Source organism: Roseovarius halotolerans (assembly GCF_900172255.1).
GTDB lineage: Bacteria > Pseudomonadota > Alphaproteobacteria > Rhodobacterales > Rhodobacteraceae > Roseovarius > Roseovarius halotolerans.
In genome coordinates, this window is sequence record NZ_FWFU01000001.1 from 264,617 (window position 1) to 290,669 (window position 26,053).

Sequence of the window (26,053 nt, forward strand, 5' to 3'; positions counted from 1 at the left end):
CGCCCCGGACGATCTTGCCCACGGGCCAAGGATCGCCCATATTCCATTGCATGAGTCTACCGCCCGGCTTTCTCGATGAATTGCGAACACGGACCTCGCTTGCCCAGGTGGCAGGCCGAAAGGTCATGTGGGATACACGCAAGTCCAACCAGGGCAAGGGCGACATGTGGGCGCCATGCCCCTTCCATCAGGAAAAGACCGCCAGTTTTCACGTCGATGACCGCAAGGGCTTTTATTACTGCTTTGGTTGCCACGCCAAGGGCGACGCGATCAGCTTCGTGAAAGAAACCGAGAATGTCGATTTCATGGAGGCGGTACGCATCCTGGCGCAGGAGGCGGGGATGCAGATCCCCGAACGCGACCCGCAGGCGCAGCAGAAGGCCGACCGGCGCAGCCAGCTGGCCGAGGTGATGGACCTGGCGGTGCAGTTCTTCTGTCTGCAGCTCAAGACCGCGGGCGGGGCCGCATCGCGCGAATATCTGGCCGGGCGCGGGCTGGACGAAGCGGCGCAGGCGCGTTTCGAGCTGGGGTTCGCCCCCGCCGCGTGGCAGGCGCTCTGGGATCACCTGAAGGGCAAAGGGATCGCCGACGATCTGATCATGGATTGCGGGCTGGCCCGCCCGAGCCGCAAACCCGGCGGGCGGCCCTATGACGTGTTTCGCAACCGCATCATGTTCCCGATCCGCGATCCGCGCGGGCGCTGCATCGCCTTTGGCGGGCGGGCGATGGACCCGAATGACGACGCGAAATACTACAATTCCCCCGATACCGAGCTCTTCGACAAGTCACGCACGCTTTACCATCACGGACCGGCGCGCGAGGCTGCGGGCAAGGGCAAGCCGCTGATCGTGGCCGAGGGCTACATGGATGTGATCGCGCTGGCGCTGGCGGGGTTCGACGCCGCCGTCGCGCCGCTTGGCACGGCGATCACCGAGCATCAGTTGCAGATGTTGTGGCGCATGTCCGATGAGCCGATCATCGCGCTGGATGGCGATCGCGCCGGTCTGGGCGCGGCCTATCGCGCCATCGATCAGGCGCTGCCGCTGATCGAGGCCGGGAAGTCGCTGCGCTTCGCGCTGATGCCCGAGGGGCAGGACCCCGATGACCTGTTGCGCGCCAAGGGCGCGGGGGCGCTGCGCGAGGTTCTGGACGGGGCGGTGCCGATGGTGCAGCTGTTGTGGCGCCGCGAGACCGAAGGGCGCGATTTCGACAGCCCCGAGCGCCGCGCCGCATTGGACAAGGCGCTGCGCGAGAAGATCAAGCTGATCCGCGATCCGTCGATCCGCAGCCATTACGGGCAGGCCATCAAGGACTTGCGGTGGGAGCTGTTCAGCCCGCGCCGCGCGCCGGCCGGGTCGCGCCGGCCGGGTGGGCGGATCGGTGCAACGGGTCGATGGCAGCCCGCCCCGGAACCCGCGCGCCCCGGCACGCGCTCTTCCCTGTTGGCCGCCGCTGGTGATGGTGCGCCGCACCGTCTGCGCGAGGCAGTCATTCTTGCCTCGGTGATCTGCACGCCCGATGTGTTCGATGACGTCGAGAGCGCGCTGGAAACGATGATCTGCACCGATCCCGAACACGAGCGACTGCGCGCGCTGATCCTGAGGCATGCCCCCGACGGAACAGAGGACCTGCGTGGTCGTATCGAAGAGGCATTCGGCAGCGAAGCCCTTGAAAAGCTGCTCCGTTTGCCCCATGTCGCGCTGACGCCCGCCGTGCGCAGGCCCGGAGACCGCGACATGGCGCGCATGACCATCGCCGAGGAGCTGGCCAAGCTGGAGGCCGAGCGCGGGCTGGATGCCGAAGTGAGCGAAGCGGCCGAGGATCTTGCCGGGGTGGCCGATGAGGCAGTGACATGGCGGCTGGGACAGGCCGCCGAGCAACGCCAACGGACCCTGCGGAGCCAGAGCGAAGACCGGACCGAATACGACCTTGCCGATAACGGCGCACGAATCAGTCGCGACGAGCGCGAGCGCCTTGATGCGCTGCTTGATCGCATCACGTTTTCCAAACCGACGCGTTGATTGTCGTTTGGTGAGGAATAGGTAAAGAAAACAGGGTAAAGGGTGTGCGAATCAGCAGATCGCGCTATTGATTCGTTTTTAACGAATCACCCGAACTGCCCATTGTTCAGGAGACCTTCATGGCCGCCAAGGATAACGACGACCAAAAGCCCGACGATCAGGACACCGAAATGTCGCTCGACATGAGCCAGACGGCGGTCAAGAAAATGATCGCGGAGGCGCGCGAGAGGGGGTTCATCACCTACGACCAGCTCAACAAGGTTCTGCCGCCCGATCAGGTCTCGTCCGAGCAGATCGAGGACGTGATGTCGATGCTCAGCGAGATGGGCATCAACATCATCGAGGAAGAGGACGCCGAGGACGAGGAGCAGAGAACCACCGCCGTTGCCGAGATCGGCAAGAAGGGTGAGCTGGCGCTTGGGTCGGGCAACAGCGAGAAGCTGGACCGGACCGACGATCCGGTGCGCATGTACCTGCGCGAGATGGGCAGCGTCGAATTGCTGAGCCGCGAGGGTGAGATCGCCATCGCCAAGCGGATCGAGGCCGGTCGCAACACGATGATCGCGGGCCTGTGCGAAAGCCCGCTGACCTTTCAGGCGATCACCATCTGGCGTGACGAACTTCTGGGCGAAGACATTCTGCTGCGTGACGTGATCGACCTCGAGGCGACTTTCGGCAACCAGCTGGACGGCGAGGGCGCCGAACCGGTTGTCGAGGCCGCCAATGTCGGCGCTGCGCCCAATGAGCGGCGGGACAACGATCAGCCGGAACTGGATGCGGATGGCAACCCCATCGCCTCGGATGACGACGACGAGGAAGAGGAAGAACAGGCCAACATGAGCCTGGCCGCGATGGAAGCCGCGCTGAAGCCGCGGGTTCTGGAGACGCTGGACCGGATCGCCGACGATTACGAGAAACTGAGCGCGATGCAGGACAGCCGCATCTCGGCGACGCTGAACGAGGACGGCTCGTTCTCGAAGAAGCAGGAAGCGACCTATCAGACGCTGCGCTCGGAGATTGTCGAGCTGGTGAATTCACTGCACCTGCACAACAACCGGATCGAAGCGCTGATCGACCAGCTTTACGGGATCAACCGCCGGATCATGCAGATCGACAGCGCGATGGTGAAGCTGGCCGACCAGGCGCGCATCAACCGTCGCGAATTCATCGACGAGTATCGCGGCCGTGAACTGGACCCCAACTGGCTGGACGACATGGCCGCCAAATCGGGCCGCGGCTGGCAGATGTTCATGGAGCGTCACCCCGAGAAGGTCGCCGAACTGCGCGCCGACATGGCGCAGGTGGGCCAGTATGTCGGCCTCGATATCAGCGAGTTCCGCCGCATCGTGAGCCAGGTCCAGAAGGGCGAGAAAGAGGCCCGTCTGGCCAAGAAGGAAATGGTCGAAGCCAACCTGCGGCTGGTCATTTCCATCGCCAAGAAATACACGAACCGCGGCCTGCAATTCCTTGATCTCATTCAGGAAGGCAATATCGGCCTGATGAAGGCCGTGGACAAGTTCGAGTATCGCCGGGGCTACAAGTTCAGCACCTATGCGACCTGGTGGATCCGCCAGGCGATCACCCGCTCGATCGCCGACCAGGCGCGCACCATCCGTATCCCGGTCCACATGATCGAGACGATCAACAAGCTGGTGCGCACCGGTCGCCAGATGCTGCACGAGATCGGCCGTGAACCCACGCCCGAGGAACTGGCCGAAAAGCTCCAGATGCCGCTGGAAAAGGTCCGCAAGGTGATGAAGATCGCCAAGGAACCGATCAGCCTCGAGACCCCGATCGGGGACGAGGAGGACAGCCAGCTTGGCGATTTCATCGAGGACAAGAACGTCGTCCTGCCGCTGGATTCCGCCATTCAGGACAACCTCAAGGAAACCACGACGCGGGTGCTGTCGTCGCTCACGCCGCGCGAGGAACGTGTGCTGCGGATGCGGTTCGGGATCGGCATGAACACCGACCACACGCTTGAGGAAGTGGGCCAGCAGTTCAGCGTGACGCGCGAGCGGATCCGCCAGATCGAGGCCAAGGCGCTGCGCAAGCTCAAGCACCCCTCGCGGTCGCGCAAGCTGCGGTCGTTCCTGGATCAGTAGGCGCCCCGAAGGGCACCGGACGAGAGAAAAAGAAGCCGCGGAGACGCGGCTTTTTTTGTACAAAACGTCCGGTTTGTACGCCGGTTTTGTACAGATTCCGGCCAGGGCGCGCTGAGGTTTGTACATTGCCTCGGAGGCGGCCCCAGAAGGGCGCGGGAGAGGTGGGGCGCGCTGGCACGTTGGGCCGGTCGGGGTGTTAGGAATTGCCACCCTCAGAGGCGAGGCGCCGCCGACAGGTGAAGGGAATGTGAAGAGTGCGCGCGCCGGTGATGGATGAAGACGGCGCGCGGTCGGGTCACGGGAACGAAAGGGTTGGGCGGCGCGTGCGGGCCTGTGATAGGCTTGACCCTGATAAATCCATTTGCCGGGAGAGTTGGCGATGCGGGGTCTGACCCTGGGGGTGATCGCGCTGGGCGCGCTTGCGGGGGCGGCGAGCGCCGAGGGTTGTTTCGGCCCCGGCACGCCGCTGTTTCACTGCACGCTGAACGGCGGCACCAAGGCGGTGGATGTCTGCCTGCAGGACGATGTCGCCTATTACCGTTTCGGTCCCGCAGGTGGCGCGGCGGATATCCTGCTGGCGCGGCGGGCCGGCGCGGTCGACATGCGGCCCTGGAACGGGGTGGGGCGTTCGATCTTCGAGACGGCGACGTTTTCAAACGGCGGGTATGACTATACCGTTCACTATGCCATCGACCGGCTGACGCAGGCGCATGAGGTCACTGGCGGCGTGATCGTCACGCGCGGGGGAGACGAGCTGGCCGATCTGTCCTGCGATGCCGGTGCGGTCACGGTGTCGGATATCTACCCGCTCTTCGAGGCGAAGGAGGCTGCGGGGCAGTGCTGGAACCGCGAGATGTTCCGATGGGGCGAATGCTGAGCCATGCAGAGCAGTTTCACCATCGAGACCAATGGACAGGGACTTTATGAATTCACCCGCGAGGTCACCGCCTGGGTGGCTGCATCGGGGGTGGATGCGGGGTTGTTGACGCTGTTCATCCGCCACACATCGGCCAGCCTGCTGATCCAGGAAAACGCCGATCCCGACGTGCAGCGCGACCTGCGGGCGTGGTTCGGGCGGCTGGTGCCGCCGGGCGATGACCCGGCGATGGCCTATCTGCGCCACACCATTGAAGGCCCCGACGACATGCCTGCCCATATCAAGGCGGCGATGATGCCGGTCAGCCTGTCGATCCCGGTAAGCGGGGGGCATCCGCTGTTGGGGACATGGCAGGGCATTTATCTGTTCGAGCACCGCGATGCGCCCCACCGGCGGACGGTGGCGGCGCATCTGCTGACGACGTAAGCGCGCTCAGCCGTTGGGCATCAGCACCAGTTCGCGCAGGTCGGCGCGGCGTGGCTGATCGAGCGCGTGCACCACGCTTGCGGCCACGTCCTCGGGCTTGAGCTTGTCGGGTTTGGGTTCATCGAAAAAGGGCGTGTCGACCATGCCGGGTGCGATCACGGTGCAGCGCCCGCCCCATTCGTGCATTTCCTTGGACATGTTGCCGGCAAAGCCGTGGACGAACCATTTCGAGGCGCCATAGACCGAACCGGGCAGGTGGATCTTGCCCGCGACCGAGCCGGTCAGCACCAGGTGCCCCTTGCTGGCGCGCAGGGCGGGCATCGCGGCGCGGGTTGTCCAGAGGACCCCCATGACGTTCACCTCCATCATCCTGCGCCATTCCTCGGGGTCGCCCTGTTCGACGCCGGGCGTATCGAGCCCCATGCCGGCATTGGCAAAGACCGCCTGAAGCCCCTGGAAATGGGTGGCGGCGCGTTCGATGGCGGCGGCGACGTCGTCATATTGCGTGACGTCGCCGGGCAGGGCGAGGGCGCGGTCATTGCCGATTTCCTCGGCCAGAGCGTTCAGTTTCTGCTGATTGCGCGCGAACAGTGCCACGTTCCAGCCCGCATCGGCGGCGGCATGCGCGGTGGCGGCGCCGATACCGCTGGAAGCGCCGGTGATGAATAGCGTCTTGTCGCTCATGGAGATGATCCTTTCGCGTTGAAATTCATGCGTCATGATGTGGTTAACAACGATGTAATCATCATGGGCGGGGTATCAAAGGGGGAGGCGTGCCATTCATCTAGGGGTGGCATTTCACCCCTACCCAAAGCATTGCGGCTCGCCTATAGTGGTTGTGGATAAGTGGGCTTGAGACCCATCATTGAGGCGGACCAGAAAAGGGGAACGGCCGATGCGCTGCCCGTTTTGCGGAAATATAGATACACAGGTCAAGGATTCACGCCCCGCGGAGGATCATGTTTCGATCCGGCGGCGGCGGTTCTGTCCGGCATGCGGCGGGCGTTTCACCACCTATGAAAGGGTGCAGCTGCGCGATCTCGTGGTGGTCAAGACCAACGGGCGGCGTGAGGATTTCGATCGCGACAAGCTGGAGCGTTCGATCCGTATCGCGCTTCAGAAACGGCCGGTCGATCCCGAGCGCATCGAGCAGATGATCTCGGGGATCGTGCGGCGTCTGGAAAGCATGGGCGAGACGGATATCCCCTCGAAGGTGGTGGGCGAGATCGTCATGGAGAGCCTGGCGCGGATCGATACCGTGGCCTATGTGCGCTTTGCCAGCGTCTACAAGAATTTCCAGGCGGCGGATGATTTCGACAAGTTCGTCAGCGAATTGCGCCCCGACGAGGCGATCGCCGAAGCCAAAGAAAAAGACGAGTAGTCCCATGCGCGGGGAGGACGCCCGCTACATGGCGCTGGCGTTGGCGCTGGGGCGGCGCGGGCAGGGCCGGTGCTGGCCCAACCCGGCGGTGGGCTGCGTGATCGTGAAGGGTGGACGCATTGTCGGGCGCGGCTGGACCGCGCCGGGCGGGCGGCCCCATGCGGAGGTGCGCGCGCTGAAGCAGGCGGGCGAGGGCGCGCGCGGCGCGACGGTCTATGTCAGTCTTGAACCCTGCGCCCATCACGGCAAGACGCCGCCCTGCGCCGATGCGCTGATCGCGGCCGGTGTGGCCAGGGTCGTGGCGCCTATCGTCGATAGCGACCCGCGCGTCGCCGGGCAGGGGTTTGCGCGGCTTGAGAGTGCCGGGATCGAAGTGGAGACCGGCATCTGCGCCGGGGAGGCGCTGCGCGATCTTGGCGGGTTTCTGCGCCGGGCCGAAACCGGGCTGCCGCATCTGACATTGAAACTGGCGATGTCGCTCGATGGGCGCATCGCCACCGCATCGGGCGACAGCCAGTGGATCACCGGCGCCGAGGCGCGCCGCGTGGTCCATGCGATGCGCGCGCGTCATGACGCGGTGATGGTGGGCGCGGGCACGGCGCGGGCGGATGACCCGATGCTGACGGTGCGCGGGCTTGGCATCACCGGGCAGCCGGTGCGGGTGGTCGTGTCGCGCCGGCTGGATCTGCCCCTGATGTCGCAACTGGCGCAGAGCGCGCGCGAGGTGCCCCTGTGGCTTTGCCACGGGCCGGACCCGGATGCGGCGCTGGCCGAGGCCTGGGACGGGGTCGGTGCGACGCGCATCGCCTGCGATCTGACGGGCCGGCAGCTGGACATGGCATCGGTGCTGCGGGCCTTGGGCGACAAGGGCATCACGCGGGTCTTCTGCGAGGGCGGCGGCGGTTTGGCGGCATCGCTTCTGGGCGCGGGGCTGGTCGATGAGCTGGTGGTGTTTCGCGCCGGGATCGCGATCGGCGCCGAGGGCCTGCCGGGGATCGGTGCGCTGGGCCTTGATCGGCTTGCGGGGGCGGAGCGCTTCGCGCTGGCCGAAACCCGCGCGGTGGGCGGCGACACGATGAGCCGCTGGCGGCGCGGCTGAGACGGGCCGGACAGGGGGCGCAGCCCCCGTCGCCGCGAGCGGCGACTCCCCCGAGGTATTTTCGGCCAGATGAAGGGCGGATCAGCGCCAGAGCCAGGATTGGCTGGCGAAGAGTCCCTGGAGTTTCGAGAGCATGCGGTTGGCGGGGCCGGGCGTTGGCAGGGTATTGGGCGCGCAGAGGCGGGCGACGATGGTTTCCACGGCGCAGGGCTGGCCGGTGAGCGGGTCACGGTAGCGCGGGTAGTCGATCAGGGCGGCATGGACCAGACCGTGAAGCGAGGGGCGTGCGCCCCCGCGCCGCGCCGGGATCCGGCCCAGATCGCTGGTGAGGCCCCAGCCCGCATAGAAGGGCGCGCCGGTGGTGGTGACGGGCAGGCCGCGCAGGAGCGCCTCGAAGCCGAGCAGCGAGGTCATCGTCCAGACCTCGTGGACATGGTCGAGGAGGGCGGCGGGGTCGCAAGCGGTGAGCACGTGATCGGCGAGGCCGCTGAGTGCGCCGGGCGGGATGGCGCCGGGGCGCAGGCCTGCTTCGACATCGGGATGGGGCTTGAAGAGGATGAGCGCGTCGGGATTGGCGGCGCGGGCATGTTCGAGGAGGCCGAGATTGGTCGCGGGGTCGCCTGCGCCGAGGCGGATCGAGGCGTCGTCCTCGACCTGGCCGGGGACGAGGATGCGGTGGCCGCTGGCGGGCAGGGCTGGCAGCGCGCCGCCGAGATTGTACTTGCTGAGGCCCGCGTCGCACAGCGCGCGGATCAGCGCCTCGGCGCGGGCGAACTGGCCCGGGCGCAGATCGGCGCGGGCGGCGATCAGGCGTTCAAGCCGGCTTTCGCGGGTGGGATCATAATAGATGCCGAGATCGTCGCAGACCAGCGAGAGCGGCGGCACGAGCCGCGCGCCAAGCCCGCGCGAGCGCAGAAAGCCGTCTTCGACGCGCAGGATATCATCATCCGGCGCGGTGGCGGAGGCCCAGGCCATCGCGCGCCGTTCGGTCCGGGCGGCGAACCGGGTGGCGTCGGATACGGTTCTGCAAAAGCGGACGGGGCGGCCCTTTGCGCCGAAGAACCCCTGCAGGGCGCGGCGTTTCCAGAGGCGCATACCGGCGGCGGCCCAGCCGTGGCGGTCCTCGCGCCAGGCGCGGGTGCGGGCCTCGAGCGCGCCGAGCGTGTCCTCGAGGGGGCAGAGGCGGTCGCGATCGGGGTCATACCAGGTGGGGTAGAGGATCATCGCACCGGCGAAGAGCTGTGCGCGGGTGAGGCGGCGACCGCGGCGTGGCAGGGCGGCGGGATGGCGATCCTCGGTAAGGTCCCAGCCCGCATAGAAGGGCTGGCCGAACACATGCGGGCGGTGACCTGCGAAGATCGCCTCGAATCCGAGTTGAGAACTGACCGTGTAGACGGCGGTGGCGCCCGAAAGGAGGTGCCAGGGGCTGACCGGATCGCTGAAGAGCCGGATGCGGTCGGTTTCGTCCGCGCCGGAAAAATGGCCCGGCCGATGGCCTGCCAGGGTTTCGGGATGGGTCTTGATCAGGATACGCGCGCCGGGGTTTTCCTGCTGCGCGAAGGTCAGCATCTCGCGAAAGGTATTGGCATCCGCGCCGGAGGCGGTGAGCGAGGCGTCGCCGCGCGTCTGGTCGATCACCAGCACATAGCCGGGATCGGGGCAGGGCGCTTCGGGATCGAAGGCGTTATACTTGCTGAGGTGGGAGTCGGACAAGCGGGCGGCGGCCTCGCGCGCGCGATCGAGCAGCGGGGTCTGGTCGAGCGGGTGGGTCGCCAGCAGGGTTTCGAGATCGGAGGGTGTGCGCGCGTCGAAATGCACGCCCGTCCTGTCGATCAGGAGGCCGAGGGGCGGCTCTCCCGCGCGTCCCGGATTGAGCGAGCGCAGAAAGGCGTCCTCGATCCGCAGGAGCTGCGCGCCGCTCTGCGCGGCCATTGCTTCGCCGCGCCGCGCATAGGGGCTTTGGCCCCAGACGGCGATCAGGTCATCCGCGCCGGGCCGGCCGAGGCTGAGCGGATAGCCCGCGAGCGCCATGATCCGGCGCAGGCGGCGCTGGCGCAGGAAGCCGGCATTGAAATACAGAACCCGCCGCGCCATTTCCGGTGCGGCGGGGTCGGGCGCGGCGGGCGCCTGCATCAGTTGCTGCTGAAGGCGCTGGCCGTCGAGGCCACTGAACCCACCGCACCGAGGGTGCCGGTCAGGGCCGAGATGACCTTGCTCCATTGCGCGAAGGGCGCTTCGGTGACGTAGAGCGTGTCATCGTCGCGGATCACGAAGTCACGCGCCATGAACATGCCGTTCGGCTTGGTGAGGTCGAGCACATAGACCATGCGCTGCGCGCCGATGAGATCGTCCCGGCCAAGCACCTGGTTGGCTATTTCGGCCGGTTCGTTGCGCATGACGAAGACGCCGGTCGGATCGGCGGCGCTGGGCGTCAGGCCGCCGACCTGTGCGAGGGCCTCGACCGCCGAGAGGTTTTGGGATTCAAAGGGCACGCGGGCCTGGGCGCCGGTGGCGCCAAGCGCGGTGAAGGAGCGGGTGTCCTCTTCGACGAGGATCCGGTCACCGGCACGCAGGGCGATATCATAGGTGGGATCCTTGTAGAGATCCTGGAACCACACCTGGCTGCGCTCGCCGCCACGGATGACGGTGATCTGCGCGATTTCGGGTTCGATGGATATGCCACCCGCCGCGGCCAGCATCGCCGAGAGCGTGCGGGTCGGGCGTTCGATCGGGTAGACACCTTGGGCGCCGATCGCACCCACGAGCGACACGGTGGAGCCGTCACCGGCGACGCGGCGCACTTCGACCTGGGGGTCGGGGGTCTGTTCATCGAGCTTGGAGGTGATGATCCGTCGGATCGCGTCGGGCGTGTTGCCGGCGGCGCGGATGCGCCCGGCATAGGGCACGAAGATGAAGCCGGAACCATCGACCTGGACCTCTTCGAGGATGGTCTGGTTGGCAGCCTGGCCTGCAAGCAGCCCGTCATCGACGTTTTCCCAGATGGTCAGGCCCAGCACGTCGCCGGGGCGGATCGTGTCCGACCCGAGGCGCCCGGCGTTGCGGAAGGCGTCGGAGAAGCCGAGGGCCGGTTGCACGGCGGTGGCGCGGGTCACGCGGTCATTGACCGTGACGATGAAGGCGTCGCCCTGGCGTTGCACCGATCCGGCGTAGATTTCTTTTTTGTTGGGGCCGACACGGGGGAGAGTGCCGCAGGCTGAGACCATAGCGACACTGATTAACAGGGCGACGGATAGCGCCCGGCGACTGGTTCTGGGTTTCACTGCTCGGTCTCCTCGACCTATTCTGCCTGCTTCTTTTTTGGTCTTTTTCCGCAAGCTACCGGAAATGCGCTGTTAAATCCAGAGTCTTGAGCGGTTTGGCTCAGGTCACGGCGTGCAACTGTTGCCGTGGAGCCGCGGTGCCTGAGCGCAGCGCATCATAGGGATCTTCGGGGGCGAGCATCATGTCGACGGTCTGGCGCAGCAATTGGCGGCGCCCGCGAGAGGAGTAGAACCCCCCTGCCACCTGGCTGGTTTCCAACAGGAAACGGCGATAATCGGCATAGGCGCGCCGGTCGGGACGTTCGGCACAGGCGAAGAATTCCGGCAAGGGTTTCGAGGAGACGAATTCGGGTTTGTCATAGACCGCGGCGCCGAAGGTCTTGAGCGGAATGCCGCGCCAGAGCGCCTGCTGGGCGGCGGTGGAATTGACGGTGACGGCGCTGCGGGCCTCGTCGAGAAGGCGCGCGAGCTTGCCGCCGCGCACGAAATGGACCCGTTTCGCGATGCCATGCGCCCGCGCGAAGCGGCGCACGTCGTGGCGGATCGGTGCGCGCCCGTCCTCGAGCGGGTGGGCCTTGATCACAAGGTGATGGTGGCGCGGCGCGCCGCTGGCGAAATCGGCGATCACGGTTTCGAGGAATTCGCCCATCGTGGAAAAGGGCGAATGGGCCTGGAAGGCGGAATCATGTTCGAGCTGCAGGAGCGCCAGGTGATAGGGGAAGCCGCCCTGGGTGACGCGCAGCGTGGCGATGCGCCGCTCGATCGCCTGGAAGGGCATGAGCAGCAGGCGGCGGAGGTAGAGGCTGAATTCCTGGCCGACCGACAGCGCGCGATGCGGGCGGAAATGGCGGTAGCGCCGGTTCAGGAACAGCACGAAGCCATGATAGAGCGCGCCGTAGAACACATGCTGGCGGGTGTCGCCCCAGCTGGCCGGGGGCAGTGGCGGCGCGTCCATGTCGCAGCGTTCGAGTGCCGCGCGCATGTCGGCGATGTCGAGCGACATCAGGCGGGAATGGCCGTTCGATCCGCCCCGCTCATAGGTGACCCAATAGGGGCGCAGGTAGCCTTCCTCGAAGACGTGGATGCGAAGGCCCGCGGCGCGGGCGATGGCGACGGCTTCGGCATGGACCGGGCGGGTATCGCCGTAAAGCACAAGGTCGGTTACGGATTTGTCGCGGAGCAGGGCGCGCAGGCTGTCGCCCCAATCCTCAAGCGTGCCGAGATAGGGGATATAGCTGGCGCGATCGCCCCAGAACACCCTGTCGCCGGTGTTGAAGCCGACGCGCCAGACCTGCGCGCCTGTGCGGCGCAGCATCGACGCCAGCTTGTGAAAGAAGGGGCCATGCGGCCCCTGGAGAAACAGAAATGTCCGGTCGCTGCCTGCCATGATGCCAAAACCCTAAACGCGCATCTGTTACCCGTCGGTTACCCCTAGCGCAGTTCGGCGGTGAAAATAAGTCCTTTCCGGGGCGGGGTCACGGCATGCCGCGGCGCGTGATGACTTGTCACCGGGCGCAGGCGGGGCTAGGTGCGAAGGGCATGAAGTGTGGAGGCGAGCCATGTTCACGGGGATCATCACCGATGTCGGCAAGGTGCGGGCGCTGGAGCGGCGCGGCGATCTGCGGGCGCGGATCGCGAGCGGCTATGACATGGGCGGCGTCGATATCGGCGCCTCGATCGCCTGCGACGGGGTCTGCCTGACGGTGGTGGACAAGGGCGGCGACTGGTTCGACGTGGATATCAGCGCCGAGACCGTGTCGAAGACCAATCTTGCGAGCTGGACCGAGGGGCGGCGGGTGAACCTGGAACGCGCGCTCAGGGTCGGTGACGAGCTGGGCGGGCATATCGTGTCGGGTCACGTGGACGGGCTGGCGAAGATCGTGGGGATCCGGGACGAGGGCGACAGCACGCGGATCACGATGACGGCGCCCGAGGCGCTGGCACGGTTCATCGCGCCCAAGGGGTCGGTGGCCCTGAATGGCACGTCGCTTACGGTCAACGAGGTCGAGGGGCGCGATTTCGGCATCAACGTGATCCCGCATACCAAGCAGGCGACCACATGGGGCGAGGCGCAGGTGGGCGATCTCGTCAATCTCGAGATCGACACGCTGGCGCGCTATGTGGCGCGGTTGCAGGAGACGCTTTGATAGGGCAGCCGCCGGGGGCGGTGCGATTTCAGATCGGATCGCGCGACAGGAGCCGCCGCGAGACCGTCCAGAACAGCGCCGCGAGGATGATCGCGAGGTAGCTGTCGACGGCGTAATGCCAGGCAAGATGCACCGAACCGAGCGCGATCATCGCCGCAAAGACGCTGAGCGCCCAACCAACCGCCCGCGACAGGCTGAAGCCGTAGAAGGCCATCAGGACCGCGGTGGTCACATGCATCGAGGGCATGGCCGAGATGCCACGCACCGGCCCGCCATTGCGATAGCCTTCCAGCAGCATGTCCTGCACGCCGAGCGCCCAGACCGGGCTGACATCGTGCAGATCGCGCAGCATCTGCAACTGGGGCTCGAAGGTGTCGCCAAAGCCGAAGGCCGCGTAATAGACCGGCCCGACCGAGGAGAACACCGTTGCCAGCAGGTTGGCAGCAAAGACCCAGGCCATCGCCATCGACAACAGGAAGGCCCGGTGGCCGGTGGCCTCGGCGCGGCCGAAACAGGCGATGAACACCAGGAAATAGAGCAGCATGATCCAGACGTGGTAGGCAGCGTTGATGACTGTGGTCACCAACGGATAACCCAGGAGCGGCGCGAGCAGACGCCAGGCATCCTGGCCACCATGGAGCGCCCGGTCGAGCGCCGCAAAGGTGGGATCCCATGAGAAGGGCACGATCATGGGGATCATGTCCTTGAGGAAGGTGGCGGTGCTGACGATGAAGCCGATGGTGACCAGCGCCACGGCGCCGCCAAGCAGGCGTTCGCCGTCAAGCAGCAGGGCCTTGATGTCCTGAAAGAAGCGGCGCAGCGGATAGGCCGGGCGCAGCACGATGGCGATCCAGCCCAGGCGGCCAAGCGCCAGCAAGAGCACGAAGAAGGGCACCATCGAGCTGAACAGCGTCAGCAGGATCGTGACGGTCGAGGAATAGAACGGCTGCCCGAGCGCCCATGAGACGATCAGCGCCGCCACGAGGTGCAGCCCCGCGAGCGTGAGCAGGAACCGGTTGAGCCAGATCGCGCGGCCCGGAAGGCTGGACCACGCGGTGGCGATATTGACCTGGAATTCCATTGCACGACCTCGATCATCGAACAGAACAATACTGCGGGTTATATGCTGAAGGATCGTGACAGTGTCCCGGCGCGATTGGGCCGTTTTCGCGGCAGCGGCGTTTTTTCACGGGCCGGTGCGCAGCGCAGCGCAAGGCGGGTGCATTGCCGCGCTCAGGCCGGGTCGGCGAGCAGGCGGCAGAGCCGTCCGGCGAGCCACCAGCAGGCCAGAGCCAGCGGAATCGCCAGATAGGCGTCAACGGCGTAGTGCCATCCCAGATGAACCGAGCCGAGCACGATCAGCACGCTGAACAGCACCAGCAGCCACCCCGCCCAGCGCCGCCACGAAAACGCATAGAGCGTCATGATCACCGAACTGGCCACATGCATGGACGGCATCGCCGAGATGCCGCTGACCGTTGTCTCGTCGTTGAAGCCCTTGAGCAGCGTGCGTTGCACGTCGAGCGCCCAGACCGGGCTGACCTGATCGGATGCGCGCAGCCCCTGCACCAGCGGCGCGAAATCCGGGCCGAAGCCGAACGCCTGAAAATAGACCGGCCCCGCCGAGGACAGGACGAGCGCAAGGACATTGCCGCCAAGCGCAAAGCCGAGCAGCAGCGCAAAGATGAAGCGGGCGCTCTGGGCGCGTTCGTGACGATCAAAACAGGCCATGAAGATCATGAAGTGCATCATGAACAGCCAGAAATGGTAGTTGGCGTTCAGGATCGTCGTCGCCAGCGGCGAGCCAAAGAGCGGTTGCAGCCAGACCCAGGGATCGTGGCCGAAATGGAGCCACCGGTCGAGGGTCGCCAGCCAGGGATCCCATGCGAATGGCTGGATCAGAGCGATATTGGATTTGGCATCGGCAAAGGCGCTTGTGAAGATCGCCACCAGAAGCAGCGAGAGAAGCCCAGCCCCAAGGCGGCGCGGATCAAGCGCGACGATCCGTATGTCGCGTAGCCAGCTTTGCAGCGGGCGGCCGGGGCGGCGAAGGAGGGCAAGGTGCAGAAAATGCGCAACCATCAGCACGACCATGAAAAGCGGCACCAGCGTCGTGGCCAGAAGCAGCAGCGTCGTCACGGTCGAATCATCGAAGGGTGCGCCCGCGATGGCCGATATCGCCGATGCCAGCGCAAGTTGGCAGGCAACCAACCCGAGCAGGATCGTGTTGCGCTGCAAGCCCTGCGTCACGGTTTGGCTGCGCGGCGGCAGGTATGAGGCGTCAGGCATCGGGCTCTCCCGTTGGCGTGGCGTCAGGGCGTTGCCTGGCAGGGCGATGCGGCAGTCAAGCGAAAGGAGTGTGACGTTTCAGGGGCGGTTTCGCATTCGTCGCGCATCTGGCGGATCGGTGCATTCATATTCACGAAATCCATTGCGTAAATGCATGCGGGCACTATCCTTGGCCAAAACCAAGGGAGGAATTTCATGACGTTGCTCAGACCCACGCGCCGCGATCTTCTGAAAATGGCCGCGGCCGCGCCTGCATTCGCGATGCCTGCCGCCGCACGCGCCGAGCTGGGCGCGCCGGAGGGCACCAACCCGGCGCATTTCCGCTTTTCGGTGGGGGATGCGCGCATCACCATCGTTTCGGACGGGTATTTCCGCCTGCCCACGGACGGGCTTGGCGTCAACGCCGATCGCGACGAGGTGCAGGCGTTTCTCAAGCGCCATTTCCTGTCGCCCGATCTGGGCTATTCGCATACCAACCACCTGTTCGTCGAAATCGGCGATGCGAAGGTGCTGGTCGATGTCGGGTCGGGCAACCGGTTCATGGAACATACCGGCAAGCTGATGGGCAACCTGGAGGCGGCGGGGATCGATCCTTACGGGATCACCCATGTGGTCATCACCCATGCGCATCCCGATCATATCTGGGGCATCCGCGACGGGTTCGACGAGGCGATCATCCCGGATGCGCAATACCTGATGGGCGAGGCCGAGCACGATTACTGGATGCAGGACGGTCTGGTGGATCGCGTACCCGCAGAAGACCAGCAGTTCGTGCTGGGGGCGGTGAATTCGATCAATGTGGACGGTGCGGAATGGACCCTGGTGCAGGACGGGCACGAGGTGGTGCCGGGCCTGACCATGTTCGACACGCCGGGTCACACGCCGGGGCATATGAGCCTGCGGGTGGACAGCGGGGACCAGTCGCTGATCGCGCTGGGCGATGCGATGAGCCACGCCTATACGAATTTCGCCCATCCCGAATGGTACAACAACTTCGACAGTGACGGCGAACAGACGGTGACGACGCGCAAGCGCCTGCTGGACATGGCGGCCGCGGACCGGATCGCGGTTCTGGGTTATCATTTCCCCTTCCCCGGCGTGGGGCATGTGCAGCGCGACGGCGATGTCTATCGCTTCGTTCCCGCGCTCTGGCAGTTCTGAAGGCGAGACATGAAAAGGGCGCGCCGGTCCGATCCGGTGCGCCCTCTTTTAAGGCCTGCGGCCAGGGTCAGCTGCGCGGCACCGCGGCGCGGTAGATGTGCCAGGTGGCGTGGCCGAGGATCGGCAGCACCACGATCAGCCCCAGGAAGAACGGCAGCGTTCCCAGCAGCATCGCCACCGCGACCAGAAGGCCCCAGCCGGCCACGGTGAACGGGTTGCGGCGCGCCACCTTGACCGAGGTGGCCACGGCCACCGGCAGGCCCACATGCCGGTCGATCAGCATCGGCAGGGCCGTGAGGCTGATTACCAGCACGATGGCGGCAAACACGAGGCCGACCCCCATGCCGACAGCGATCATGGTCCAGCCCGCCTCGGTGGTGAAGACCTGCGCGGCGAAACCGGTCACGCTGGCGGGCATGCCGGGGCCGAGGGTCCATGCGTGGATCTGCATCGCAGCCGCCATCCATAGCAGGAACAGCGCAAGAAGATAGAAGGTCATCACCAGAACGGGGCCGATATTATACGCCCTGAGCACCGACAGCGCGGCGCCCCAGCCGACATCGTCGTTGTCTTCGCCCTGCCGGCTCATCTCGTAAAGGCCGATGGCGGCGATGGGGCCAAGCAGCAGGAAGCCTGCACCAAGCGGGAACAGCATCGGCAGGAGCGCCCCATGAAAGGCCAGCGCCGCAAGGCAGAGGCCGATGATCGGGTAGAGCAGCACGACGAACATCACGTCGCTGCGAAAGCGGGTGAAATCGCGATAGCCCTTGCGCAGGGCGATACCGAGGTCGCGGGGCGTGATCGCGTTGACCTCGGGCGGTTCGGTGACTTCGCTGCCAAGGGCGGCGGTGGCATCGCGCGCGGCATGTCCCATATGCGAGACGCCTTGCGCGGCCCAGGTGAATGGATTTCCGATTGTCTTGACCATGTTGCCCTCCAATTCTGCACATTCGGGCGCGATATGCGCGCCGGGCGATCTGGGCGGGACTCGGGCAGCGGCGGGAGACCCGCACAGACCAAAGCTTAACACGGCCACGGATTTTTTGGGGTCACGATTTCGGGACCGGGGGTCAGTCGTTGTCGGTCAGGCCCGCGCCCGCGCCCGAGAGGCGGCTTTCGGGGGTTTCGGGTGCATAGGTGCGGCGCGCGAACGCGTCGAGCCGGGCCGCCGTTTCGGGGGCGATATCGGCGCGGCCCTGGGCGGGCCGGGGTGTCGCGTTGCCCGATGAAGGGGTGCTCTTGATCGTGACGCTGTCCACGATGGCGACGCCGAGCGCCGCCCCGGCGCCCGGATCGGGCCGCATGGCGGGGCCGCAGGCGACGGTGACGCCATCCCAGCTGACGGTGATGTCGCGCCCCGAAAGCTGCGCGGCGGCGTCGAGATAGGGAAGCAGCAGCATCGGCGAGGCCGTGCGCCCCAGGGTGAGCGCGTCGCCCTGCGCCAGCCGCCCGGCGTGATCCGAGAGCGCCGCGCCGGAAATCAGCGGGCAGAGCGTGCCGCCGCGCGCGATCCAGGTGCCTTCGTGCTCTTCGTGCGGGCAGAGGGTTTCGTAGTCGCGCCCGTCATTGCGCGTCAGCAGATCGGCCAGCACCTGCGGCCCCGGCAGACCGGCGGCGGCAAGCCAGCGAGTGGCCTTGCCGGCCTCTTCGGCGAGGCCCCAGCTGAGTCCCGCGCCGCGTGCCGCCTTGCGCGAGAGCGTCTCGATTTCGTTGAGCGACCAGGTCATGACACCGCCCCGTTGAGGAATGGATAGGCCCAGTCGTCGCCCGAGCGCGTGCCCAGTTCATGCGGGAAGGGGGCGTGCTGATACATGTTGATGCGCACCCAGCGATCCGAGCGCGGGTCGAAATGGCTGGCGCCGAAGAAGCTGAGTTTCATGCGGAGCATGTCGATGGGCAGCACCGATGCGTCGATCGTGTTGTCGCGAATCTCGGCATAGGGCAGGCGCGCGGCGATCTGGGCGCGGCGCAGGATGTGGCGGTGTTCGGGATGGCGCATGAGGAACCCGGCGACGGTGGTTTCGCGCGTGGTGGCCAGGTCGGCATGCATCCGCGCGGCGTCGCGCCCCGGACAGAGCGGCTGTTCATAGGGTTCGAGTGGCTCGGTGGAGCGCTCACCAAGGCGCGGTTCGAGCTTTTCTTCGGACACATACCAGACCCGCGCCTGCGCGGCGGGATCGTTCCAGTCGGTTGCGAGCGCCCAGCCATAGATGCGTTCGACCAGTTCGCGCAGGCGGGCCACGGACATCGCCCCGTCGATGCGCCATGTGGCGGATTCATCCGCCGCCATGCAGCTGGCAAGCCCGTCGACGAGATGCGGGTAGGGTTCAAGCAGAAGCGAGGCCAGCAATTCCTGCCCCTCAAGAGAGAGCGCGTTTTCGCCCCAGAGCCAGAGCCGGTTCCAGGGGTGATCCGCGCAAAGATCGGCGCTCTCGAGATGCGCGAGAAGCGCCTGCATGTCGGCGCCGAGCGCGTCGAGCTTGGCGATCTGTGCGGGGTGTTCGGAGTGCCATTCGCCCACATGCGCGGCGGCGCGGCGCGCGAAGGCGCGCAGGCTTGCGGCCTCGCTGCTGCTGGCGCCGGGGAGCGAGCGGATACGCGACAGCGCCTCTTCGCGCGCGCCGATCCAGTTGTTGAGAAGAGCCGGGTGCGTCACGAGGAAGGGCGCCATGCCGAGGCCGGTGGAATTGCCGATGCCGAAGCGGCGGCGCAGGTCGGGATCAAGTGCCGTGGCGGTGTCGGGTGCGCGCATCAAAGCCATGTGTTCGACGAGGTCCATGACAAAGGCGCGGGTGAGGTAGACCGAAAGCATCTCGATTTGAAAAGGGGGCTGGAATTCGGGACGCTCGGCGGTGCGTTCGCGATCCGCCGCGCCGAATTTGCCCGAGCCGTAGACGGCGGTAGTGCGCATGAGATAGCCGACCTCTTCGACCGTGGTGCGGTCGGGCTGTTGCCCCGCGGCCAGTCGTTCCACCACATGATCCCACAGCCGCACCGAGCGGTTGGCGCGGCTGAGCGACAGCTCGCTTTCGGTGATGCGGCCGGCCTCCTGACGGGGGACGTTCTGTTCCAGGCGGTCGAGATCGGCCGTGGTCGGCACACCGTCGAACAGCGCGAATGTGGCGTCCCATGCGGTGGCGATCACCCGGTCCGAGCGTTGATCGGCGGGCAGGTCATTGGCGAAGGCCACCAGCGAATAGCTGTGTTCGGGGCCGTGGGCTGTATAGACCGCGCGCCCGGTGCCCGCCGCGTCGATGTCGAAGACGGGGCGCTCGAAGCGCCAGGATTCGGATTCCATGCGGCGCAGAAGGATGCGCATGAAGCTGAGCCGGGATTGATGGAACGAGCCGAGCCGTGAAAGGCGCATCACCTGATCGGGGTCACGGGGCGGCACCGTCATGCCCTGGTGCTGTTCCATGCTGGGGCCTCCCTTTGTCATCCCATTGTGAACGATATAGGGCGGCCCGCGAAAGGGCCGCCCCGTTTTCTGGCGTCAGTTTCCGCCGGCCTCGCGGCCCTTGGCGAGGGTGATGCGCAGCGCATCCCAGAGCGAGGGCAGCAGCACCAGCGACACCGGCACGGCGGTGACGACGATGAAGCTTTGCAGTTTGCCGACGCCGCCGGAGCCCGTGTAGATCAGGATCAGGGCCATTACGCCCATCGCCGCGCCCCAGAACATACGCACCGGCAGCGAGGGGATGTCCTCGTTCGACATGGCGACCGAGATCACATAGGTCATCGAATCCCCGGTGGTGGCGACGAAGACCGTGGTCAGGATCAGGAACAGCACCGACACGAGAAAGCCCATCGGCAATTGCTGGGTGATGGCCAGCAGGGCGGCGGGCAGGTTGAAGCCCTCGAATGCGGTCGAGACCGAGCCGGGATTTGACAGTTCCTGGCTGATGCCGGTGCCGCCGACGATGGTGAACCAGAAGGCGGTGACGATGGGTGCGACGATCGAGAGCATGATGATGATCGAGCGGATCGAGCGGCCGCGCGACACCCGCGCGATGAACATCGCCATCAGCGGCCCGTAACCGAGGAACCAGCCCCAGAAGAACACCGTCCACCAGCCAAGCCAGCCCGGATCGCCGAAGAGCCCGGCCTCGCCGCGATAGAGCGCCATGCCGAAGAAATCGCCGATATAGGTGGTGAAGCCGCCGAAGAAGCCCTTGAGGATGAACATGGTCGGCCCGGCGATCAGCATGAACAGCAGCAACAGCCCCGCCAGGATGACGTTGAAGCGGCTGAGGATCTGGATGCCCTTGGAGAGGCCGGTCATTGCCGAGATCGTATAGATCGCCACCAGCCCGAGGATCACCACCATTTGCGTGCCGAAGGCATCGGGGATGCCGAAGAGGGCGTTAAGCCCGTAGCTGACCTGAAGCCCGAGAAAGCCGATCGGCCCGACGGTGCCCGCCACCACGGCGATGATGCAGGAGGCGTCCGCAATGAGGCCGATGGGGCCATTGATCGCGCGATCGCCGAAGACCGGGTAAAGCAGCGTGCGCGGCGAGAGCGGCAGACCCTTTTCATAGTGGTAATGCATCAGCATCACCGTGGTCAGAGCCCCGAGGATCGCCCAGGCAAGAAAGCCCCAATGCATGAAGCTCTGCGCGAGGGCGGGATTGACCGCGGCCTCGGTCGGGCCGTCGCCGCCGAAATAGGGCGGATTGTAAAGGAAATGCGCCATCGGCTCGCCCGCGGCCCAGAACACGCCGCCCCCGGCCAGCAATGTGCACATGATCATGGCTCCCCACTGAAAGAGCGGGAATTCAGGCGTGTCGCGTCCGCCCATGATGGCCTTGCTGCCCGGCAGCACCACCAGCACGAGTCCCATCAGGAAGGTGCCAAGCAGCAGGAGCTGCCAGTAGAGGCCGAAATACCTGGCCGAGAAGGCGAAGCTCGAGTCGACCATCGACGAGAGCATGTCGAGGTCATAAAGCGCGATCAGGCAGAACAGCGCGATGAAGCCGCCGGTCACGGCGAAAAGCGGCTTGTTAATATGGTGCAGGCCGCCTTGGCGGCTGGCGTCGGTGTGGGTGGTTTCGGACATTCTTTCCTCCCTGCGAATGACCGTGGTGGGCGCGTTGGCCCTTACATGTCCGGCGTTGGCTTTGCCGGGATGAAGTTCGTCTCGAAGAAGCGGCGCCAGTTGCCGCCCATCAGGCCGGCGACCTCGGAGTCGCTGAAGCCGGTCTTGCGCAGCCCGCTTTCGATATTCCCGAAGTCGCGGTTGTCGCGGAACCAGGCGGGTTGGGGCGGGAAGCCCGGCGCGCTGGCAGAGCCTTCGCCATAGTCGATTTCCTTGCTCCAGCGGCCCACGCGCATCCATTCGACGATGCTGTCGGGCTGGTCCTGGCAAAGATCGCTGCCGATGCCGAAATGCTCGGCGCCGAAGCGTTCGGCGGCGGTGGCGATCATGGCGCAGAAATCATCCACCGTGCAGTCGGATTTGCCGCGCAGGTGATGCGGATAGAGCGAGAAGCCCATCATCCCGCCGTTTTCCACCACCGCGCGCAGCACGTCGTCGCGCTTGTTGCGCAGGGCGGGTTGCCAAGAATGCAGATTGGCATGGGTGATGGCGATGGGGCGTTCGGAGATCTCGGCGGCCTCGATGGTGGAGCGGTCGGCGGAATGGCTCATGTCGACCACCAGGCCGACGCGGTTCATTTCCTTGATGACCTGGCGGCCCATGCGGGTGATGCCGGGGTCTTCGGCCTCGTAGCAGCCCGTCGCCAGTAGCGACTGGTTGTTGTAGCTGAGCTGCATGAAGCGCAGGCCCAGCTTGTGCAGCACCTCGACGAGGCCGATATCGTCCTCGATGGGCGAGGGGTTCTGCGCGCCAAAGAAGATCGCGGTGCGGCCGCTGTCGCGGGCCTTGTCGATATCGCTGGCCCATTCGCCCTGAAAGATCAGGTCCGGATATTGTTCGAACCAGCGGTTCCAGCGTTCGATATTGAGAACGGTTTCGCGGAAGGTCTCGTGATAGGCGATGGTCACATGCACCGCATCGAGCCCGCCTTCGCGCATCTGGCGAAAGATCTTTTCGGACCAGTTGGCATATTGCAGGCAATCGATGCGGGGGCTCATGCGGGTCACTCCGGCGTTCCGGACGCGATGTAGGATGTCTTGACGCTGGTGTAGAATTCGCGCGCGTATGTGCCCTGTTCGCGCGGACCATAGGAGCTGAGGCCGCGCCCGCCGAAGGGGACGTGGTAATCGGTGCCCGCGGTGGGCAGGTTGACGGTGACGACGCCGGTCTGCGCCTTGCGGCGGAAATCGGTGGCGCGCGCAAGGTTGCGGGTGACGATGCCCGAGACCAGCCCGAAGTCGGTGTCGTTGACGGTGGCGAGGGCCTCGTCATACGAACCGACCCGGATCACGGAAGCGAGCGGCGCGAACATTTCCTCGCGGTTGATGCGCATCTGGTTGGTGGTGTTGAGGAACACGCCGGGCGACATGAAATAGCCCTCGGTCTCCATCGTGAGGCGTGCGCCGCCGCAGGCGAGTTCGGCGCCTTCGGACTTGCCCAGTTCGACATAGGCGAGGTTCTCGGCGAGTTGCTGTTCGCTGACCACCGGACCCATCTGGGTGCCCTCGGCGAGGGCGTGGCCGACCTTCATCGCCTTCGCGCCCGCGACCAGCTTGTCGACGAAGGCGTCGTGGATGGCGTCATGCACGATCAGACGCGAGGAGGCGGTGCATTTCTGCCCGCTGCCCCCGAAGGCGCCGCCAAGCGCCAGCGTCACGGCAAGATCGAGATCGGCGTCATCCATCACCGCGAGCGCGTTCTTGGAGCCCATCTCCATCTGCACGCGGGTCAGGTTCCCGATCGCGGCGGCGGCGATGCCCTTGCCCACGGGCACCGAGCCGGTGAAAGAGATGGCATCGACCTTGGGGCTTTCCACAAGGCGCTGGCCCACGTCGCGCCCTGCACCCATGACCAGCTGAAAGAGACCCTTGGGGATGTCCTGACGGGTGATGATCTCGGTCAGGGCATGGGCGGATGCGGGTGTGAGATTGGCGGGCTTCCAGATCACCGCGTTGCCGAAGGCCAGCGCGGGGGCGATTTTCCAGCTGGCGGTGGCGGTGGGGAAGTTCCAGGGGCTGATCACGGCGACGGTGCCGACGGGATCGCGGCGGATGTCCACCTCGATGCCGGGGCGCACGCTGTCGGCGTTTTCGCCCAGCTGGCGCAGGATTTCATGGGCGTAATAGGTAAAGAACTGTCCGGCGCGGTAGACCTCGCCCTTGCCTTCGGCGAGTGGCTTGCCCTCTTCACGGCTGAGAAGCGTGCCCAGTTCCTCGGCGCGGGCCATCATCTCGGTGCCGATGGACATGAGCACGGCCTGTTTGCGCTCGAGCCCGTAGGCGGCCCATTCGGCCTGTGCCGCGATGGCGGCGTCGAGCGCGGTGTCGAGCTGATCGGGCGTGGCCTGCGCGAAGCGGCCGACAAGGTCGCTGAGGTCCGAAGGGTTGCGGTTTTCGATCTCGCTGCCGCCGGAGACCCATTCGCCCGCGATATGGTTGAGTTTCGTCTCGGTCATGGTTCGCCCTTGTCCTGAGTCGCGCATTCAAGTTGATGGCGGACAGAAGGCCACGTCAGGCGATTTCAGGCAAACGCAAACATTTGAAGCAAAATTCAGATTGACTTAAGTTTCGCGTCGGGCGGCGCGGAAGAGCCGGGCAGATCGGCGCGCTTGATGGCGAGGGCCAGCGCCTTGACGGCGGGAGTCATGAGGTCATCTGGCGGCGTCAGCATCCAGACCTCGCGCCGTGCGCTGCTGTCGAGGAGGGGCAGGAAGACAAGCCCGCCTTCGCTTTGCTGCAAGGCGAGTTCGGGCAGGAGGGTGACGCCCGCGCCCGCGCGCACCATGCTGAGAAGCGAGGCGGTATTGGCTACATGCAGGCGCGCCGCGTCGAGGATCGGGGCGACGCTTTCGTCGGTGATGTGCTGGCAGAGCCCGTTGGTGATGAAATCGGCCCCGTCCATGTCGGCCCAGCTGAGGCGCGACCAGTTCTCGACCAGCGGGTGACCGGAGGGACAGACGACACCGAACCGGTCGGTAAAGATAAGGCTGCGTGTGAAGCCAGGGATCGGCCCCAGCGTGGCAAGCCCGATATCGGCGCGCCCTGCACTCAGTTCGTCCTGAACCGAGGCGGAATCGCCGTCGCGCATGTCAATATGGACACCGGGATGGGCGGCCATGTAGGCGCGCAGGATGGGGGGCATGATGACCTGCCCGACCGAGGGCGTGACCGCAAGCCGGACGTGGCCCGCCTCGGCGCGCGAGATGCCTTCGATGGCGGCGATGGTGCGGTCGAAATGAGCCAGCTCGCGCCGGGCCTCGGAGAAGATCAGCTCGCCCAGCGGGGTGAGGCGCGACTTGCGCGCGCTTTCAAAGAGCGGCGCGCCGATATGGTCCTCGAACTGGCGCAGCATCATCGATACGGCCGAAGGGGTGCGCCCCAGCACCTCGGCGGCATCGGCAAGGCTTCCCTGTTCGGCGACGGTGCGAAAACAGCGCAGCATTTCGAGTTTGATGGCCAAGTTCAATCATCCTGGATTGTAGGGGTGGAACATCGGGTTGAATTGAAGTTTAGGGCGGAACGCTGCGCACGTCCAGAGCGGCGGCTGGGTGCTGGCCTTGGGGCGGATGGGTGGTTATAAGCGCGCGACCGAAGCCGAGAGACGCGTGATGACCCCCAAGACCTCAGCGACGCAACAGCCACAAGACAGCGGTGCGATCCCGGCCTGGGTCGATGGCGCGCTGATGCCGGTGGGCAAGATCGAGACCCATCGCCGGGGGCTGCGGCACAAGGCGGTATCGGTCTTTGTCCTGCAGGGGGCGGACCTGTTGATCCAGCGCCGGGCGCTTGGCAAGTATCACACGCCGGGCCTTTGGGCGAATACATGCTGCACGCATCCCCATTGGGGCGAGGCGGCGGAGGTTTGCGCGGTGCGCCGTCTCGATGAGGAACTGGGCATCACCGGGCTGGAGCTGGATCACCGCGCGCAGGTGGAATACCGCGCCGATGTGGGCAGCGGGATGATCGAACATGAGCTGGTCGATATCTTCGTGGCGCGCGTGGCGGAACGTATCGCGGTTGCGCCGAACCCCGACGAGGTCATGGATACCGAATGGGTGGATCTTGCCGAATTGGCGGCGCGGACCCGTGACGAGCCGGGGCGCTTCACGCCCTGGCTGCGCATCTATCTCGAAGAGCACGCCGCGCAGATCTTTGCCTGACGGGCCTCTTGG

22 protein-coding genes are annotated in these 26,053 nt (G+C 65.8%); 9 read left to right on the top strand and 13 right to left on the bottom strand.

The features are described from left to right. Positions 1–50: 50 nt before the first annotated feature. The 4 genes from dnaG (at position 51) to ROH8110_RS01360 (ending at position 5,429) form a co-directional block, all read left to right on the top strand. Complete coding sequence (gene dnaG / locus ROH8110_RS01345; protein ID WP_085815987.1) at positions 51–2,021, top strand: DNA primase; 1,971 nt, start codon at positions 51–53, stop codon at positions 2,019–2,021. 119 nt (positions 2,022–2,140) lie between these two features. Further along, complete coding sequence (gene rpoD / locus ROH8110_RS01350) at positions 2,141–4,126, top strand: RNA polymerase sigma factor RpoD (RefSeq protein WP_085815988.1); 1,986 nt, start codon at positions 2,141–2,143, stop codon at positions 4,124–4,126. A 379-nt stretch (positions 4,127–4,505) separates the two neighbouring features. Beyond that, positions 4,506–5,003, top strand: coding sequence for a hypothetical protein (locus tag ROH8110_RS01355; RefSeq protein WP_085815989.1), 498 nt, complete (start codon positions 4,506–4,508; stop codon positions 5,001–5,003). 3 nt (positions 5,004–5,006) lie between these two features. Next, a complete protein-coding gene (locus ROH8110_RS01360; protein WP_085815990.1) occupies positions 5,007–5,429 on the top strand; it encodes a secondary thiamine-phosphate synthase enzyme YjbQ in 423 nt (140 codons plus the stop codon). Positions 5,430–5,435: 6 nt separating this feature from the next. On the opposite strand, the gene ROH8110_RS01365 is transcribed toward ROH8110_RS01360, so the two are convergent. Next, positions 5,436–6,113 (bottom strand): SDR family oxidoreductase, encoded by a 678-nt coding sequence (locus ROH8110_RS01365; RefSeq protein ID WP_085816931.1) that lies wholly within the window; start codon positions 6,111–6,113, stop codon positions 5,436–5,438. A gap of 211 nt (positions 6,114–6,324) precedes the next feature. Between ROH8110_RS01365 and nrdR the strand changes: the two genes are divergently transcribed. Together nrdR and ribD are read left to right on the top strand one after the other, a co-directional pair. After that, positions 6,325–6,810, top strand: coding sequence for a transcriptional regulator NrdR (gene nrdR, locus ROH8110_RS01370; RefSeq protein ID WP_085815991.1), 486 nt, complete (start codon positions 6,325–6,327; stop codon positions 6,808–6,810). A 4-nt stretch (positions 6,811–6,814) separates the two neighbouring features. Beyond that, the gene (gene ribD, locus ROH8110_RS01375; protein WP_176236574.1) at positions 6,815–7,909 is read left to right on the top strand and encodes a bifunctional diaminohydroxyphosphoribosylaminopyrimidine deaminase/5-amino-6-(5-phosphoribosylamino)uracil reductase RibD; all 1,095 of its coding nucleotides are present in this window, start codon (positions 6,815–6,817) and stop codon (positions 7,907–7,909) included. Between the two features lie 81 nt (positions 7,910–7,990). Here the strand turns inward: ribD and ROH8110_RS01380 are convergent, their stop codons facing one another. The 3 genes from ROH8110_RS01380 to ROH8110_RS01390 form a co-directional block, all read right to left on the bottom strand. Then, a complete protein-coding gene (locus ROH8110_RS01380) occupies positions 7,991–10,042 on the bottom strand; it encodes a capsule polysaccharide biogenesis protein (RefSeq protein WP_085815992.1) in 2,052 nt (683 codons plus the stop codon). Next, positions 10,042–11,133 carry a polysaccharide biosynthesis/export family protein gene (locus tag ROH8110_RS01385; RefSeq protein ID WP_085815993.1) on the bottom strand — a complete coding sequence of 364 codons (1,092 nt, stop codon included), beginning with the start codon at positions 11,131–11,133 and terminating at the stop codon, positions 10,042–10,044. Before ROH8110_RS01385 ends, ROH8110_RS01380 begins: the two co-directional genes overlap by 1 nt. A 157-nt stretch (positions 11,134–11,290) precedes the next feature. Further along, on the bottom strand, positions 11,291–12,577 hold the full coding sequence (locus ROH8110_RS01390; protein WP_085815994.1) for a capsule polysaccharide biogenesis protein: 1,287 nt from the start codon (positions 12,575–12,577) through the stop codon (positions 11,291–11,293). 172 nt (positions 12,578–12,749) lie between these two features. On the opposite strand from ROH8110_RS01390, the gene ROH8110_RS01395 reads away from it, so the two are divergent. Beyond that, entirely contained in the window at positions 12,750–13,337 is a 588-nt protein-coding gene (locus ROH8110_RS01395) for a riboflavin synthase (protein ID WP_085815995.1), read from the top strand. A gap of 28 nt (positions 13,338–13,365) precedes the next feature. Here the strand turns inward: ROH8110_RS01395 and ROH8110_RS01400 are convergent, their stop codons facing one another. Together ROH8110_RS01400 and ROH8110_RS01405 are read right to left on the bottom strand one after the other, a co-directional pair. Beyond that, positions 13,366–14,418, bottom strand: a complete 1,053-nt coding sequence (locus ROH8110_RS01400; RefSeq protein WP_085815996.1) for a phosphatase PAP2 family protein — start codon at positions 14,416–14,418, stop codon at positions 13,366–13,368. A gap of 152 nt (positions 14,419–14,570) precedes the next feature. Then, positions 14,571–15,626, bottom strand: coding sequence for a phosphatase PAP2 family protein (locus ROH8110_RS01405; RefSeq protein WP_085815997.1), 1,056 nt, complete (start codon positions 15,624–15,626; stop codon positions 14,571–14,573). 195 nt (positions 15,627–15,821) lie between these two features. On the opposite strand from ROH8110_RS01405, the gene ROH8110_RS01410 reads away from it, so the two are divergent. Beyond that, a complete protein-coding gene (locus ROH8110_RS01410) occupies positions 15,822–16,787 on the top strand; it encodes an MBL fold metallo-hydrolase (RefSeq protein ID WP_085815998.1) in 966 nt (321 codons plus the stop codon). A 67-nt stretch (positions 16,788–16,854) separates the two neighbouring features. On the opposite strand, the gene ROH8110_RS01415 is transcribed toward ROH8110_RS01410, so the two are convergent. The 7 genes from ROH8110_RS01415 to ROH8110_RS01445 all read right to left on the bottom strand — a co-directional run bounded on the left by ROH8110_RS01415 (position 16,855) and on the right by ROH8110_RS01445 (position 25,341). Beyond that, positions 16,855–17,715, bottom strand: a complete 861-nt coding sequence (locus ROH8110_RS01415; RefSeq protein ID WP_085816933.1) for a DUF2189 domain-containing protein — start codon at positions 17,713–17,715, stop codon at positions 16,855–16,857. A gap of 142 nt (positions 17,716–17,857) precedes the next feature. Next, positions 17,858–18,514, bottom strand: coding sequence for a DUF3726 domain-containing protein (locus ROH8110_RS01420; protein ID WP_085815999.1), 657 nt, complete (start codon positions 18,512–18,514; stop codon positions 17,858–17,860). Continuing rightward, positions 18,511–20,205 carry a hypothetical protein gene (locus ROH8110_RS01425; protein WP_085816000.1) on the bottom strand — a complete coding sequence of 565 codons (1,695 nt, stop codon included), beginning with the start codon at positions 20,203–20,205 and terminating at the stop codon, positions 18,511–18,513. Before ROH8110_RS01425 ends, ROH8110_RS01420 begins: the two co-directional genes overlap by 4 nt. Before the next feature lie 75 nt (positions 20,206–20,280). Further along, a complete protein-coding gene (locus ROH8110_RS01430; protein WP_085816001.1) occupies positions 20,281–21,843 on the bottom strand; it encodes a BCCT family transporter in 1,563 nt (520 codons plus the stop codon). Positions 21,844–21,884: 41 nt separating this feature from the next. Further along, positions 21,885–22,880, bottom strand: coding sequence for a membrane dipeptidase (locus ROH8110_RS01435; RefSeq protein ID WP_085816002.1), 996 nt, complete (start codon positions 22,878–22,880; stop codon positions 21,885–21,887). Positions 22,881–22,885: 5 nt separating this feature from the next. After that, a complete protein-coding gene (locus ROH8110_RS01440; RefSeq protein WP_085816003.1) occupies positions 22,886–24,337 on the bottom strand; it encodes an aldehyde dehydrogenase family protein in 1,452 nt (483 codons plus the stop codon). A 95-nt stretch (positions 24,338–24,432) separates the two neighbouring features. Further along, positions 24,433–25,341: a LysR family transcriptional regulator gene (locus tag ROH8110_RS01445; protein WP_085816934.1), complete on the bottom strand. Its 909-nt coding sequence runs from the start codon at positions 25,339–25,341 to the stop codon at positions 24,433–24,435. A 148-nt stretch (positions 25,342–25,489) separates the two neighbouring features. Here ROH8110_RS01445 and idi point away from each other — a divergent pair, with 148 nt between their 5' ends. Beyond that, positions 25,490–26,041, top strand: a complete 552-nt coding sequence (idi, locus tag ROH8110_RS01450) for an isopentenyl-diphosphate Delta-isomerase (protein WP_085816935.1) — start codon at positions 25,490–25,492, stop codon at positions 26,039–26,041. Positions 26,042–26,053 lie beyond the last annotated feature (12 nt).

Bases quoted from the DNA above. Each gene is read 5' to 3' on its own strand.
- ROH8110_RS01425 (WP_085816000.1), bottom strand. From the start codon at position 20,205: ATGGAACAGCACCAGGGCATGACGGTGCCGCCCCGTGACCCCGATCAG.
- ROH8110_RS01385 (WP_085815993.1), bottom strand. From the start codon at position 11,133: ATGGTCTCAGCCTGCGGCACTCTCCCCCGTGTCGGCCCCAACAAAAAA.
- idi (WP_085816935.1), top strand. From the start codon at position 25,490: ATGACCCCCAAGACCTCAGCGACGCAACAGCCACAAGACAGCGGTGCG.
- nrdR (WP_085815991.1), top strand. From the start codon at position 6,325: ATGCGCTGCCCGTTTTGCGGAAATATAGATACACAGGTCAAGGATTCA.
- ROH8110_RS01365 (WP_085816931.1), bottom strand. From the start codon at position 6,113: ATGAGCGACAAGACGCTATTCATCACCGGCGCTTCCAGCGGTATCGGC.
- ROH8110_RS01400 (WP_085815996.1), bottom strand. From the start codon at position 14,418: ATGGAATTCCAGGTCAATATCGCCACCGCGTGGTCCAGCCTTCCGGGC.
- ROH8110_RS01430 (WP_085816001.1), bottom strand. From the start codon at position 21,843: ATGTCCGAAACCACCCACACCGACGCCAGCCGCCAAGGCGGCCTGCAC.
- rpoD (WP_085815988.1), top strand. From the start codon at position 2,141: ATGGCCGCCAAGGATAACGACGACCAAAAGCCCGACGATCAGGACACC.
- ROH8110_RS01390 (WP_085815994.1), bottom strand. From the start codon at position 12,577: ATGGCAGGCAGCGACCGGACATTTCTGTTTCTCCAGGGGCCGCATGGC.
- ROH8110_RS01415 (WP_085816933.1), bottom strand. From the start codon at position 17,715: ATGGTCAAGACAATCGGAAATCCATTCACCTGGGCCGCGCAAGGCGTC.
- ROH8110_RS01435 (WP_085816002.1), bottom strand. From the start codon at position 22,880: ATGAGCCCCCGCATCGATTGCCTGCAATATGCCAACTGGTCCGAAAAG.
- ROH8110_RS01355 (WP_085815989.1), top strand. From the start codon at position 4,506: ATGCGGGGTCTGACCCTGGGGGTGATCGCGCTGGGCGCGCTTGCGGGG.
- ROH8110_RS01405 (WP_085815997.1), bottom strand. From the start codon at position 15,626: ATGCCTGACGCCTCATACCTGCCGCCGCGCAGCCAAACCGTGACGCAG.
- ROH8110_RS01395 (WP_085815995.1), top strand. From the start codon at position 12,750: ATGTTCACGGGGATCATCACCGATGTCGGCAAGGTGCGGGCGCTGGAG.
- ROH8110_RS01410 (WP_085815998.1), top strand. From the start codon at position 15,822: ATGACGTTGCTCAGACCCACGCGCCGCGATCTTCTGAAAATGGCCGCG.
- dnaG (WP_085815987.1), top strand. From the start codon at position 51: ATGAGTCTACCGCCCGGCTTTCTCGATGAATTGCGAACACGGACCTCG.
- ROH8110_RS01440 (WP_085816003.1), bottom strand. From the start codon at position 24,337: ATGACCGAGACGAAACTCAACCATATCGCGGGCGAATGGGTCTCCGGC.
- ROH8110_RS01420 (WP_085815999.1), bottom strand. From the start codon at position 18,514: ATGACCTGGTCGCTCAACGAAATCGAGACGCTCTCGCGCAAGGCGGCA.
- ROH8110_RS01360 (WP_085815990.1), top strand. From the start codon at position 5,007: ATGCAGAGCAGTTTCACCATCGAGACCAATGGACAGGGACTTTATGAA.
- ribD (WP_176236574.1), top strand. From the start codon at position 6,815: ATGCGCGGGGAGGACGCCCGCTACATGGCGCTGGCGTTGGCGCTGGGG.
- ROH8110_RS01380 (WP_085815992.1), bottom strand. From the start codon at position 10,042: ATGCAGGCGCCCGCCGCGCCCGACCCCGCCGCACCGGAAATGGCGCGG.